The sequence below is a fragment of the Dactylosporangium sp. NPDC000555 genome, from assembly GCF_040300025.1.
In the GTDB taxonomy this organism is placed as follows: Bacteria; Actinomycetota; Actinomycetes; order Mycobacteriales; family Micromonosporaceae; genus Dactylosporangium.
The window spans coordinates 1-13,083 of record NZ_JBEPDB010000092.1 but is presented as its reverse complement, the minus strand read 5'-3'; the positions used below and the strand labels follow the sequence as shown (position 1 = coordinate 13,083).

General features: G+C 70.5%; 14 protein-coding genes, 1 tRNA gene and 1 pseudogene. 5 read left to right on the top strand and 11 right to left on the bottom strand.

Annotated features, from left to right (window positions below; genetic code table 11):
- Positions 1-2: 2 nt before the first annotated feature.
- The 5 genes from ABT297_RS36225 to ABT297_RS36205 form a co-directional block, all read right to left on the bottom strand.
- Complete coding sequence (locus tag ABT297_RS36225) at positions 3-1,181, bottom strand: DUF1015 family protein (protein ID WP_350557007.1); 1,179 nt, start codon at positions 1,179-1,181, stop codon at positions 3-5.
- Positions 1,182-1,198: 17 nt separating this feature from the next.
- Entirely contained in the window at positions 1,199-1,390 is a 192-nt protein-coding gene (locus ABT297_RS36220) for a hypothetical protein (RefSeq protein ID WP_350557006.1), read from the bottom strand.
- 144 nt (positions 1,391-1,534) lie between these two features.
- Positions 1,535-1,861, bottom strand: a complete 327-nt coding sequence (locus ABT297_RS36215; protein WP_350557005.1) for a DUF3817 domain-containing protein — start codon at positions 1,859-1,861, stop codon at positions 1,535-1,537.
- 40 nt (positions 1,862-1,901) lie between these two features.
- On the bottom strand, positions 1,902-2,273 hold the full coding sequence (locus tag ABT297_RS36210) for a hypothetical protein (protein ID WP_350557004.1): 372 nt from the start codon (positions 2,271-2,273) through the stop codon (positions 1,902-1,904).
- Positions 2,274-2,300: 27 nt separating this feature from the next.
- Positions 2,301-2,930, bottom strand: coding sequence for a mycothiol-dependent nitroreductase Rv2466c family protein (locus tag ABT297_RS36205; RefSeq protein WP_350557003.1), 630 nt, complete (start codon positions 2,928-2,930; stop codon positions 2,301-2,303).
- Between the two features lie 184 nt (positions 2,931-3,114).
- On the opposite strand from ABT297_RS36205, the gene pepN reads away from it, so the two are divergent.
- Positions 3,115-5,658, top strand: coding sequence for an aminopeptidase N (gene pepN / locus ABT297_RS36200; RefSeq protein WP_350557002.1), 2,544 nt, complete (start codon positions 3,115-3,117; stop codon positions 5,656-5,658).
- A gap of 58 nt (positions 5,659-5,716) precedes the next feature.
- Here the strand turns inward: pepN and ABT297_RS36195 are convergent, their stop codons facing one another.
- From ABT297_RS36195 to ABT297_RS36185, 3 genes are all read right to left on the bottom strand, one after another.
- Positions 5,717-6,139 (bottom strand): DUF5130 family protein, encoded by a 423-nt coding sequence (locus ABT297_RS36195; RefSeq protein WP_350557001.1) that lies wholly within the window; start codon positions 6,137-6,139, stop codon positions 5,717-5,719.
- Positions 6,108-6,416: an aa3-type cytochrome oxidase subunit CtaJ gene (gene ctaJ, locus ABT297_RS36190; protein WP_350557000.1), complete on the bottom strand. Its 309-nt coding sequence runs from the start codon at positions 6,414-6,416 to the stop codon at positions 6,108-6,110. The genes ABT297_RS36195 and ctaJ overlap by 32 nt, the downstream gene beginning before the upstream one ends.
- A gap of 209 nt (positions 6,417-6,625) precedes the next feature.
- Positions 6,626-7,168: an HNH endonuclease gene (locus ABT297_RS36185; protein WP_350556999.1), complete on the bottom strand. Its 543-nt coding sequence runs from the start codon at positions 7,166-7,168 to the stop codon at positions 6,626-6,628.
- Positions 7,169-7,403: 235 nt separating this feature from the next.
- Between ABT297_RS36185 and ABT297_RS36180 the strand changes: the two genes are divergently transcribed.
- The 4 genes from ABT297_RS36180 to ABT297_RS36165 all read left to right on the top strand — a co-directional run bounded on the left by ABT297_RS36180 (position 7,404) and on the right by ABT297_RS36165 (position 12,038).
- The gene (locus ABT297_RS36180) at positions 7,404-8,456 is read left to right on the top strand and encodes a mechanosensitive ion channel family protein (protein WP_502885700.1); all 1,053 of its coding nucleotides are present in this window, start codon (positions 7,404-7,406) and stop codon (positions 8,454-8,456) included.
- A 293-nt stretch (positions 8,457-8,749) separates the two neighbouring features.
- The gene (locus tag ABT297_RS36175; RefSeq protein WP_350556997.1) at positions 8,750-10,249 is read left to right on the top strand and encodes an MFS transporter; all 1,500 of its coding nucleotides are present in this window, start codon (positions 8,750-8,752) and stop codon (positions 10,247-10,249) included.
- Between the two features lie 4 nt (positions 10,250-10,253).
- Complete coding sequence (locus tag ABT297_RS36170; protein WP_350556996.1) at positions 10,254-10,673, top strand: globin; 420 nt, start codon at positions 10,254-10,256, stop codon at positions 10,671-10,673.
- 105 nt (positions 10,674-10,778) lie between these two features.
- The gene (locus tag ABT297_RS36165; RefSeq protein WP_350556995.1) at positions 10,779-12,038 is read left to right on the top strand and encodes a delta-60 repeat domain-containing protein; all 1,260 of its coding nucleotides are present in this window, start codon (positions 10,779-10,781) and stop codon (positions 12,036-12,038) included.
- Between the two features lie 57 nt (positions 12,039-12,095).
- Here ABT297_RS36165 and ABT297_RS36160 read toward each other — a convergent pair.
- The 3 genes and pseudogenes from ABT297_RS36160 to ABT297_RS36150 all read right to left on the bottom strand — a co-directional run.
- A tRNA-His gene (locus ABT297_RS36160) sits at positions 12,096-12,171 on the bottom strand.
- Between the two features lie 53 nt (positions 12,172-12,224).
- On the bottom strand, positions 12,225-12,842 hold the full coding sequence (gene orn, locus ABT297_RS36155) for an oligoribonuclease (protein ID WP_350556994.1): 618 nt from the start codon (positions 12,840-12,842) through the stop codon (positions 12,225-12,227).
- 34 nt (positions 12,843-12,876) lie between these two features.
- Positions 12,877-13,083, bottom strand: a pseudogene (locus tag ABT297_RS36150) (IS982 family transposase); the annotation flags it as partial.

Below are 13,083 nucleotides of genomic sequence, written 5' to 3'. Positions count from 1 at the left end.
GACTAGAACGAATCGAGCTGTGCGACGACCAGACCGGCCCGTGCCTTCGGCGTGAACCAGGTGCTCTTGCGCGGCATCTTCTGGCGGGCCAGGTTGACCGCCACGAAGTCGTCGACGGTCACCGGCGCGATGAGCACGGCCAGCTCGGCCCGGCCGGCGTCGACCTCGCCGCGCAGCCACTCGGCCGGATAGTCGCCGCCGACGTACGTGATCCGCTTGTCGCCCGGCTCCAGGCCGAGGGCCTCGGCGAACAGCCGCCGCTCGACGAGGGCGTGGTCGAGGTTGTCCACGACGCTCGCGCCATCGACCCGGGGCAGGGCGGCCGACCAGGCGCCGTCGCGGGTGTACAGGTGCACGCGCCCGCCGATGGCCGGCACGCCGGCGGGGCCGGTCAGCGGTCGCAGGTCGAGGCCTTCCAGCCGGCCCGGCAGCTCCGAGACGAGCCGGTTGTACGGCTGGATCGCCACCGACTCCGGGGTGGTGATGACGGCCAGGAATCGCGCGTACCCCGCGGTCTGCGCGGCGAGGCTGCGGTGGTTGCCGTCGGCGACGACGAGCTCGCCGCCGCCGGCCAGCGCCAGCAGCCGGTCGCGGGTGGTGCCGGCGCCGACGGCCCAGATCTCGTGGGCGCGGCCGGACGGGTCGAGGTCGGTGACGGCCGGGCTCCCCGCGTCGGCGACGGCCTGCGCCAGCGCCGCGTGCAGTGCCTCGCCGTGGGCGGTCTGCAGCAGCAGGACGGGCGAGAGCAGGTGGCGGGTGGCCTCGGCGAGCGCGACCCGCTCGCGGACCTTCTCGATGAACACGTCCTCGTTGCGGATCACCGCACCGGGCTCGTCGGCACTGGTCGAGATCTGGTCGGTGTCGACCATGCACCACAGCCCGTAGGCGCGGGCGCCGTCGGGCGCGGTGATCCGGTAGAGCACCACGACGTCCGAGGCGGGGGCGTAGTGGCCGTCCTCCTTCGCCGCGCGCAGCCGCTCCACCGCGTCGGGCAGGCAGTCCAGGAACGGGCGGCCGATGCTCTGCGGGGCCCGGTGCGGCATCTCCACGGCCAGCGCGCTGGCCGGGTTGGCGGCGATGATCGCGGTGATCTCCGCGTCGTCGGCGAACTCGTCGTAGTTCTGCGCTCCGGTCCCTCCGGTGGAGAGCCAAGCGTGGGCGATCGGGTGCGCAACCGTCATGGGGCAAACGCTATAGGTCAGCCGACCCGGGCCTTGGCACGGGGGGCACGGGGGACCGCCCGTCCCGCAGTGCGGCGGCGCGTGCCGCGCGGCAGCCCCGAAGCGCACACCACGACGGGCGGGGCGAGCAGCGCGCTCACCTCGTCGGGCAGTTCGGGCAGCTCGTCCTTCCAGGTCCGCTCCTGGACGGTCCAGCAGGTCTCGGTCATCGTCTCGGCCTCTCCCGGCGGGTGTCTGTCGTCACAAGTCGCAACGCCACCCGTTCGCGCCGGTGTCGCACCGGCTGTGCGTCTTCCAGGAAACGGCACGCGCCGCCCACCACGAGCGGTTCTGTCGTGCGGACGCCTGTCCGGTCAGGGCGCCTCGGACGTCACGAGGGAGAACGCCGAGCGGACCCGGCGCGTCACGAACCGCTCGGCGACGAAGGACAGGAACGGCACGGTGCCGGCCAGCAGCACCACCGCCGTGAACGGGAGCCGCCAGCGCGCCCGGCGGGCCAGGTCGGCGGCGAGCACCAGGTAGACCATGTACAGGAAGCCATGTGCCGGCCCAACCAGGGCGACGATCGTTTCGTCGCCGGCGGTGTACTTCAGCACCGTGCCCACCGTGAGCACGATCAGCAGCACGCCGACGATCCAGGCGACGACCCGGTAGCGGGTGAGTGCGGGGTTGAGGTTCATCTGCTTCATCCCTGGTCGGTCTCGTCCCTGGTCGGTCGCGTCATCCTGGGAAGTCGCTCGCACGGCGGCCGGGGTTGGCCGAGAGCCAGGCGAGCATCCGGTTGTACTGCGCGAGCTCCGGATCGTCCTCGCCGCTCACCGCCGGCGCGGCGGGCGCCCGGCTCACCAGCGGGCGCAACGGCGGCGGGGCCTTCCGGGGTGTGCTGCCGCCCCGGGCGTCGCGGATCGCACGCACCCAGAGGAAGACCACGAAAAGCGCGAAGAGCGGCCACTGGACGGTGTACGCCCAGCTGAGCACGTTGCCGGCGGTGGCCCGCTGATACTGCCAGCGACCCGCGAGCAGGCAAACGGCCACCCCGGCGAGCGCCAGGGCGTGGCCGAGCACCCACCGGGGTGTGAAGAACCGCCGCACGAGTAGGCAGGCTACTCCTAACGCACCTCAGTCGAAGATGGGACCCACGTCGCGGGTGCGCTTGATCTCGTAAAACCCGGGCGTGCCGGCGACCAGCAGCGTGCCGTCCCACAGGCGACCGGCGGCCTCACCCCGTGGCGTGGGGGTGATGACGGGGCCGAAGAACGCGATGATCTTGCCGTCCGGACCCGGCACGTGGATGACCGGCGTGCCCACGTCCATCCCCACCGGGTTCATCCCGGCGAAGTGGCTCTCGCGCAGCTTCTCGTCGTACTCGGTCGACCCGGCGAACTCGGCGAGGTCCGCCGGGAGGCCGGCATCGGCGAGGGCCGAGCGGTAGAGCTCGTCGGAGAGCTCCTGCTTCTCGTGGTGGATACGGGTGCCGAGCGCGGTGTAGAGCGGACGAAGTACCTCATTGCCGAACTTCTGCTCGGCGGCGATCGCCACGCGAACCGGCTCCCAACCCTTTGCCAGACCCTCCTTGTACTGCTGGGGAAGGTCGTCACGGCCCTCGTTGAGGATCGACAGGCTCATGACGTGGAAGCGGACCCGCACGGGGCGGACCTGCTCCACCTCCAGCAGCCAGCGGGAGGTGATCCAGGCCCACGGGCAGCGCGGGTCGAACCACATGTCGGCGATGACGCGGTCTTCGGCCATGACGTGACCACCTCACTAGTGAAAGAGTCGGAAATCAATTCCGATCCTTACGCAGCCATCCCGTTACGTACCACTTCACGCGTGGGTGACCTGAGCCACTCCCCCAGTGTCCTCCGGGAACATGGAACACTCGGTGTGACGCCGTCGACGGGGACGGCCACAGCGAAACGACAGGAGACGACACGTGGCCGGTGTACGCAACCTACGCCAGGTCGAAGCCGTCGAGCGGGCCCGCCTGCTCGGCGGCACGGCGTACGACATCAGCCTCGACCTGACCGATGGCGCCGGAAATCCCGGGGAAGGCACGTTCCGGTCGATCACTGAGGTGCGGTTCACCTGCCGGCAGCCGGGCGCCGAGACCTTCATCGAGGTCGCCGCGGCGACCCTGCGCGGCGCGACGCTCAACGGCGAGCCCGTCGACATCGGCGGCTGGTCGACGGAGGGCGGGCTGGCGCTGCCGGGGCTGCGGGCCGACAACGTGCTCGTCGTGGACGCCGACTTCGCATACTCCACGACCGGCCAGGGCCTGCACCGCAGCGTCGACCCCGTGGACAAGGAGGTGTATCTCTACAGCCAGTTCGAGACGGCCGACGCGCAGCGCGCCTTCGCCTGCTTCGACCAGCCGGACCTCAAGGCGGCGTTCACCTTCCGCGTGACGGCGCCGGCGCACTGGAAGGTCATCTCCAACATGCCGCTGGAGCGGCAGGACGGCCTCGTGCGCCACTTCATGCCCACGCCGCCGATGAGCACCTACATCACGGCCGTGTGCGCCGGGCCCTACCACGAGGTCCGCGAGACGCACGACGGCATCGACCTGGGCGTCTTCTGCAGGCAGTCCATGAAGCAGTATCTCGACGCCGACGAGATCAACCTGATCACGAAGCAGGGCTTCGACTTCTTCCACGAAGAGTTCGGCATCCGCTACCCGCTGCCGAAGTACGACCAGGTGTACTCCCCCGAGTTCAACGCCGGCGCGATGGAGAACTTCGGCTGCGTGGTCCACGCCGAGCAGCACTACATCTTCCGCTCGCCGGTCACCGACTTCGAGTACGAGCAGCGGGCCAACACGATCCTGCACGAACTGGCCCACATGTGGTTCGGCGACCTGGTCACCATGCGCTGGTGGGACGACCTGTGGCTCAACGAGTCGTTCGCGGAATGGGCCAGCCACTGGTGCAACACCCACGCGACCCGCTTCTCCGACGCCTGGACGACGTTCCTGTCGGTGCGCAAGAACTGGGGCTACCGGCAGGACCAGCTGTCCTCGACCCACCCGGTGTACACCGAGATGCCCGACGTCGAGGCGGTCGAGGTCAACTTCGACGGCATCACCTACGCCAAGGGCGCCAGCGTCATCAAGCAGCTGGTCGCCTACGTCGGCATCGACGCGTTCCGCCGCGGCCTGCGCGCCTACTTCCAGCAGCACCAGTGGGGCAACGCCACGTTCGACGACCTGCTCACCGCGCTGGAGAGCGCCAGCGGCAAGGAGCTGCGCAAGTTCGCCGCGCAATGGCTGGAGACCGCCCAGGTCAACACCCTGCGGCCGGAGCCGTCGATCGCGGCGGACGGCACGTATGAGCGGGTCGTGGTGCGCCAGGAGGCGCCGGCCGCCTACCCGACGCTGCGCACCCACCGCATCGGCATCGGCCTCTACGACCTCGTCGACGGCGGCCTCGTGCGCCGGGAGCTGATCGAGGCCGACGTCGACGGCGAGCGGACCGAGATCACCGCGCTGGCCGGCCGCCGCGCCGCCGACGTGCTGCTGCTCAACGACGACGACCTCACCTACGCCAAGCTGCGGCTGGACCCGCGCTCGATGGCCACGGTGGTCGACCACATCGACGGGCTGGACAACTCGCTGGCCCGCGCGCTGGTCTGGTCGGCGTCCTGGGACATGGTCCGCGACGCCGAGCTCGCGGCCCGCGACTACGTGCGCCTCGTCGCCGTCGGCCTGCCGGCCGAGAAGGACATCAACCTCGTCACGGCCACCATCCGGCAGGCGCAGTCGGCACTGGTCTTCTACGCCGACCCGGCCTGGGCGCCACAGGGCTGGGCACAGCTGGCCGGCACGGCGCGCGAGGCGCTGCGCTCGGCCGAGCCGGGCAGCGGCTTCCAGCTCGCGTGGGCCCGCTCGTTCGCGTCCGCCGCGCGCAGCGAGGCCGACCTGGCCGTGCTCTCCGGCTGGCTGCGGGGCGAGGACGTGCCGGCCGGCCTGACCATCCAGGCCGACCTGCGCTGGGGCATCCTGCACGCACTCATCGCCAACGGCGCCGCCGACCCGGCCGAGATCGAGACCGAGCTCGACCGGGACCGCACGGCCAGCGGCGAGCGGCAGGCCGCGCTGTCCCGGGCCCTGGTGCCGACCGCCGAGGCGAAGGCCGAGACGTGGCGCCGGATCACCGAGGACCACTCGTTGCCCAACTGGCTACAGCGCTCGCTGCTGCAGGGCTTCCAGCACTCGGCGCAGACGGCGCTGACCGCGCCGTACGTGCCCGCCTACTTCGACGCGCTGCTGCCGGTGTGGGAGAACCGCGACAGCGAGCCCGCGGCGGAGTTCGTCGAGCTGGGCTACCCGGCGTACCAGGTGAGCGAGGACACCATCGCGCGGACCGAGGCCTGGCTGGCCACGCCCGACAGGCCGGCCCCGCTGCGCCGCCTGGTGGGCGAGGGCCGCGACGGCATCGTGCGAGCCCTGCAGGCCCGCGCCAAGGACGCCGAGGCGGCCTGAGAGCAAGGAAGCGGCGCGCGTCCCGGGCGGGGCGCGCGCCGCTTCGTTTTGCGCTGGGTCAGTGCCGGCCGGCGTGGGCGGCGAGCTGGGCCAGGCCGGAGACCAGGCCGCCGGCGAGGTCTCCGCCGCCGAAGGCCGCGGCCATCGACAGGGCCGCCAGCTTGGCGGCACGGTCCGGCAGCCGGCGCCGGGCCTCGCCACCGGTGACGATCTCGAGCTGGCGCTGGTTCGGGGAGAGCGCGATGAGCACGGAGTGCGGCGGGTCGGCCAGCTGGCCGTGCAGCTTCTCCGCGTAGGCACGGACCGGCTCCTCAAGGTCGCCGACGTAGATGCTGAACGTCAGCCCGGTCGAAGCGTCGGCCAGGCGCAGCGCCTCGTCGAGGCGCAGCAGCTGGCGCGTGGTGAACGGGCCATTGAGGACTTCGGGCTGGCCCCTGTGGGCAGCCGGGTTACCACCGGTCACTTGCGCCTCCGATGACATGCGGCTGGGCCTTGTCGCCGGACCACTCGGTCGCGGTGGAGGCATCGCCGCCTGCGGTCAGTTCCGCCCGCCGCGCACCGGTGAGCTCGCGGGCGTTCTCCGCCTTGGCCAGCTGCTCGGGCGCGGAGAGGAACCAGACGGGCGTGAACTCGAACGGCCGTCCGGGCCGGTAGCGCTTGCTACGGCGGGAACCCCCCGCGTAGACGGCGCCCGCGATGAGCAGGATGACCGCTACCGGAATCCCGGCGAAGATCAGCGTCGTCTCGATGATGGACAAGCTCAACGCCCCCAGGCGTCGAAGGGACTAAAAGACCGGCTTCACGTTAGCGGGCGGTCTTGACCAGCCGGTTGCCGGGGGTGTCCGACCCGATCTCCGCCACGGCGAAGCCTTGCAACGGACATGCTCATCACCGGCATGGGCCTCCCAGGCCAGTATGCCGGAACACGTGAGTGGCCTCACACCGCGGCTCGACCCGCGCCGGACGCTCAGGCGGCCTGCGGGAGCCCGTCGGCCGGCAGCTCGAGCCAGTCGGCCCAGCGCGGGTCGGGGGTGCGGTGGCCGAGCACCCGCCACGCGACGCCCTTCGGCGCGATGGGGGCGGTATACAAACGCCAGCCGATCTCGGCTGGCGTTTTGTCACCCTTGGTGTGGTTGCAGCGGGCGCAGGCGGCGACGACGTTCTCCCAGGCGTGCCGCCCGCCCCGGCTGCGTGGCATCACGTGGTCGATGGTCTCGGCCGGGCCGCGGCAGTAGGCGCAACGCCATCCGTCGCGGGCGAATATGCCGCGCCGGGAGAGGCCTATGTGTGTGCGATATGGCACCCGGACATAGCGGGTGAGCCGGACCACAGAGGGGACCGGCAGCTCGTTCGTCGCACTGTGGAGGATCCCGTCACCGTCGGCGACGCACACGGCCTTCGACGTCAGGACCAGGATGGTGGCACGTCTGACAGACACGACACACAGCGGCTCGTAGGTGGCGTTGAGTACCAGCGCACCCGATACTCGTGCGGGTCGTATGTCAGGCATCGCCGTCCCCCTAGTTACGTGAAGCGAAGTCTCCCTGGAAAAGGCCATGAGCGGTCTCGTCACGGGCCCACCGGCAGTGGGTCCGTGGGCTAATCGTCCCTGATAGATCCTCGGATTGCACGTACTATTTGCGGCCGGCGGGTGAACCTTCACCCGCGCCCCTCGGACCTTTGTGTGGACTTACCCCGGTTCGCACCGGTTTGCTGCTAGGAGCTTCGTGATCAGCCCTCTGGCGATGCCCCTGAAAACGCCCAACCCCGAACCGAGCTGCGCGGACAAGAGCGGCTTGTGTGATTTCATCTGGGACCAGACGAAGAACAAGTGGCTCGCCGAGAGCAGCTATTGGGTGCTGATCAAGCCGGTGACGATCGTGATCATCGTATTGGTGGCGTTCGTCATCCGGGCACTCATCCACCGAGCCGTCGACCGGCTGATCAAGCACACGATAGCCGACAACGAATCGGGCGGCTCGCTGCTGCGGCCGCTGCGCAACCGGCTGCCCGGCGCACTCGTGCTGCCCAACGCGCTCGCGCTGCCCAACGAGCGGCGCAACCAGCGCGCCCGGGCGCTCGGCTCGGTGCTGCGCAGTATCGCCTCCGTAGTGGTGTTCACGATCTCGACGATGTTGGTGCTCGGCGAGATCGGGATCAACCTCGGACCGCTGCTGGCCAGCGCCGGCATCGCCGGCCTCGCGATCGGCTTCGGCGCGCAGAACCTGGTCAAGGACTTCATCGCCGGCCTGTTCATGCTCCTGGAGGACCAGTACGGCGTGGGCGACGTGGTCGACGTCGGCGCGACCACCGGCACCGTCGAGGCGGTCGGGCTACGGATCACCACGATCCGCGACGGTGCGGGCGTGGTCTGGTATGTGCGCAACGGCGAGATCGTCCGCGTGGGCAACAAGAGCCAGGGCTGGGCCGTGGTGAACATCGATGTGCCGGTCGGGTTCGTCTCCATCGAGGAGGCGACCACCGTGCTGCGCGAGGCGGCCGACGCGCTCGCCGAGGACCCGGACTTCGCCGAGGACTTCATGGACCCGCCGAAGGTGCTCGGCGTCGAGCAGCTCACCGCCGACGGCGCGGTGCTGCGCACCACCGTCAAGACGTCGAACGAGGCGCAGTGGCGGGTCGGCCGCGAGCTGCGCCGCCGGCTCTCCGAGGCGCTGGAGCGGGCCGGCATCGCCGCCCAGCTCACCGCCGCGCGCATGTACATCCGCCCGGGCTCCGAGGGCGGCGAGACCGGAAAGGCTGGGCCGGCCGGGCCGGCGAGGCGGACCGGCTCCGCCTGACCGGCCCGTCGGACGGAGTACGTCAAGAGGCGGCTCGATGCCCGATAGATATGGCCATATAGCCCACACTGCGACGAATGGTGGAACTTGTCCGATCTAGCGGCTATCTGTGATCAACCCGGAAGGTAGGGTCGCGCGTCGGGTGGTCAGTCGGTTATCGTCCGTTCGTTCAGGTGTATCGCTGCATACTATCCCGGTCTGCCGCCGTTAGCCCCTCTTAGTAGTGGAATGACCGGTTCAGCCGTGCCCGCGAACGTTTACACCGTCGTGACGGAGGGAAGGGGGCTCCGCCGGTGTCCGACCCCGACGAGTCCGCCCAGCGCCCTGCCACCATCCGCGAGACGCTCGCCAACCGCGAGTTCGTCGCGGTCTTCGTAGCCCAGACCCAGTCCGTCCTCGGCGACAACGTGGCCCGGGCCGCCATCGTCGCCGTGATCTACGGCCAGACGCACTCGGCGGTCCTCTCGGGCGCCGCGTTCGCCGTGAGCTACCTGCCGTGGCTCGGCTTCGGCGCGCTGCTGTCGGCCTGGGCGGAGCGCCATCCGTATCGCCGCACCATGATCGGCTGCGACCTCATCCGCGCCGGGATCATGTTCATGCTGGCCGCCTTTCCCCACGCGCCCGTCGCGGTGCTCATCGCGCTGCTGTTCGGCAACGCGCTGCTGAGCCCGCCGTTCGACAGCTCGCGCTCCGCGCTGCTGCCGCGGCTGCTGGAGGGAGAGCAGTACGTCACCGGCATCACGCTGAGCCGCACCACCACCCAGATGGCGCTGATCGGCGGCTACGCCCTCGGCGCCGTGCTGGTCGCCGTCAACGACTCCGCCGCGCTGCTGTTCAACGGGGTCACGTTCGCGATCTCCGCGGTGCTCATCGCCGTGGTGGTCAAGGAGCGGACGCCGAGCCTGAAGGTGGAGCAGCGCACCAACCTGGTGCGCGAGGCCATCGACGGCTACCGGGTCGTGTTCCGCTCGCCGGTCATGCGGGCCATCGCGCTGATCGTCTTCTGCGGGGTCTGCTTCGGAGTGGTGCCCGAGGGCCTCGCCGCGGCGTGGGCCGCCCACCTCACCGGGCATGCCGACCCCTTCACGTTCGGCACGATCATGATCGCCGCCGCGTGCGGCTTCGTGTGCGGCAGCGCACTGGTGACGTGGCTGCTGCGGCCCCAGCGGCGGATCGCGCTGATCCGGCCGGTGGCGATCGTCACGCCGCTGTCACTCGTGCCGGCACTGTTCGACCCGGGGCTGGTCGTCGTCGTGATCATGACGGTGCTCTCGGGGGCGTCGCTGGCCATCACGCTGCCGGCCGGCAACGGACTCTTCGTGCAGGTCCTGCCGCCGTCGTTCCGGGCCCGCGCCTTCGGCGTCATGCAGAGCGGCGTGCACCTGCTGCAGGGCGCGGCGATCGTCTTCACCGGCTGGCTGGCGACCTACTTCCCGCTGCCGGACGTGGTGGGGTTCTTCGGGATCGCCGGCGTCGTCGCCATCGTGCTCATCATCGCCGCCTGGCCGACGCGGGCCACCATCGCCGACGCGATCGCGGTCAACAAGGTCCAGGTCGCGGCCGAGCAGCGCGCCGCCGAGCGCCGCGACGGCGTCGACGACCTCGGCGAGGTCACCATCGACCTGGGCCGCGCCCCGCTGCCGCCCCGACGACGCCCCTCACCCGGGCCGTCGGCGCGCCAGGAGCCGCCGATGTCCGACCCGGCGGAGCACACGATCGACCTCAGCGAGCGCACCGCCGAGATCGGTGGCCTCCCGCCGCCACCGCCCCCTCAGGCCGCGCGGCATAGTTGATGGCGTGACGTCCCCCAACAACTTCTACGAGCTCGTCGGCGGCGAGCCGACCTTCCGCAAGCTCGTCGACGAGTTCTACGCCGGCGTGGCCGAGGACCCGATCCTCCGGCCGCTGTATCCGGAGGAAGACCTCGGCCCGGCCAACGAGCGGTTCCGGCTGTTCCTGATCCAGTACTGGGGCGGACCGGGCGCCTACTCGGAACGCCGCGGCCATCCTCGGCTGCGGATGCGGCACGCGCCCTTCCGGATCGCCTCGGCCGAGCGCGACGCGTGGCTGCGGCAGATGCGCCGGGCCGTCGACGCCATCCAGCTCGCGCCTGAGCACGAGGCGGTGCTGTGGGAGTACCTCGAGCGCGCCGCCCACTTTATGGTCAATGCCGACGATCCGAACGAATCGGACTCCCCGGCTATTACGGCACTTTAGCTGCCTTAGCGTTTCCTTTCGTGACGTTCTCCCGTTGGTCGCGTATGTGCCGCCGTCTCCGGCGGCACATTCTTCGCACCAATGAACGACCGAGGAGACGCACGCATGCGACGACGCCTAATCGCCGCGGCCGCAACCGCACTGGCCGCGTTCGCGGTCGCCATCCCCGCCTCCGCCGCCCTGAACCAGCCCACCCAGGTGTCGACCGACCCCGCCGACTTCACGCCCCACGTGCTCGACGGCGAGGTGCGCGCATTCGCGGTGGTCGGTGACGCGGTGGTAGTGGGCGGGGACTTCACGACCGTGACCGACGCCACGCGCAAGGTGCGGTACAAGCGCGACAACATGTTCGCGTATCGCGCCGCGACCGGCGAGATCCTGCCGTTCGCACCGCAGCCCGACGCCCCGGTGCTGGCCCTGGCCACCGGCCCGGACAACACCGTCTTCGCGGGCGGGGCGTTCCAGCGCATCGCCGGGGGTTCGCAGCGCGGCCTGGCCCGGCTCAGCCTCGCCGACAGCAGCCGGGTCCCGGCCTTCACCGCCGCGATCAACTGGGGCGACGTGCGCAGCCTCGTCTCGCACGGCCCGTGGCTCTACGCCGCCGGCTCGTTCAGCCGGATCGGCTCGACCGACCGGGTCGGCCTGGCCCGCCTCAGCGCGACCAACGGCGCCGTCGACCCCGGCTTCGACCTCAAGCTCGCCGCCCCGCACCTGACCCGGGTCAAGATCGAGGACCTGGCGCTAACCCCGGACGGTACCCGGCTGGGCGCTATTGGCGCCGTGGAGCAGGCCGGCGGCCAGTGGCGCGCCCAGGTCGTGATGATCGACACCCCGGCCACCGGCCCCGCGCGCCTGGCCGACTGGTACACCGACGCGTACGCCAGGCCCTGCCGGGCGGGCTTCGAGACGTATCTGCGCGGCATCGACTTCGACCCGACCGGCACCTACGCGACGATCGTGACGACCGGCCGCAAGTGGGGCGAGCACCTGATGTGCGACACCGCCGCCCGCTTCGACCTGCGCGGCACCGGCCTGCACCGCCCGCTGTGGATCAACTGGACCGGCGGCGACTCGCTGTACTCGGTGGTGGACACCGGCGCGGCCGTCTACGTCGGCGGCCACCAGCGCTGGTTGGACAACCCGCAGGGCCGCGAGTCGGCCGGGCCCGGGGCCGTGTCCCGACCCGGCATCGCCGCGATCAACCCGATGACGGGCAAGGCCACCGACTGGAACCCCAAGCGCCACCCGCGCGGCGTCGGCGCCCGGGCGCTGCTCGCGACCCCGCAGGGCCTGCTGGTCGGCTCGGACACGGAGCGGATCGGCAACGAGTACCACGCGCGGCTCGCGCTGCTGCCCCTGCCCTGACCCCGCACTCCCGCGGAAAAAGATCGGCCCCCGTCCTGCGACGGGGGCCGATCTGCATGGGGTGACTGATGGGATTTGAACCCACGACACCCGGGACCACAACCCGGTGCTCTGCCAACTGAGCTACAGCCACCATGAACTCGCCCGCTAATAGTAGGGCATGGGGGGCGGGATCCGTCGACAGGGTTACGACGCGTTCGTGTCGCCTTCCCGGCTCAACTCGGCGGCGATGGCCTTCGCCGTGTCGACGTCGGGACCGGGCAGCGCCACGAACAGCGTGCGCCGGTAGTACTCGAGCTCGCGGATGCTCTCGCGGATGTCGGCCAGGGCACGGTGGGCGAGGCCCTTCGGTGGCTGGCCGAAGTACACCCGCGGATACCACCGCCGGCACAGCTCCTTGATGGAGGACACGTCGATCATCCGGTAGTGGAGGTGGTTGTCGAGGCGCGGCATGTCGCGGGCGAGGAAGCCGCGGTCGGTCGCGATCGAGTTGCCGCACAGCGGGGCGGTGCGCGGGTCGCGGACATGCTCCGTGACGTACGACATGATCATGTCCTCGGCCTCGGCCATGGTTACGGTCGAGGCGCGCACGGCCTCAGTGAGGCCCGACTTGCCATGCATGTCACGGACGATCTCGAGCATGCCGTCGAGCGCGGCGTCATCGGCGTGGATCACCACGTCGACACCCTCGCCGAGCACGTTGAGATCAGGGTCGGTCACCAGCGCCGCGACTTCGATCAGCGCGTCCTTCCCCAGATCCAGCCCCGTCATCTCACAGTCGATCCAGACCAAAAGATCACCCACACCGGACAGCCTAGATGATTGATGCCTTGAAGATTCAGTGGTCGTAGGCGATGAGGGACCGTTTGACTGGGGCGCCGATGGTCCAGTTGTGCCAGATCACGGCGGTCAGGGCGAGGAGTCGCTGTGCGACGCGGACGAAGACGCCAGCCAGGGTGCGGCCTCCGTGGGCTTCCAGGTCGAGTTGGCCTTTGAGGGTGTCGAAGACGGCCTCGACCCACTGGCGGACGCGGGCGAGTTTGCC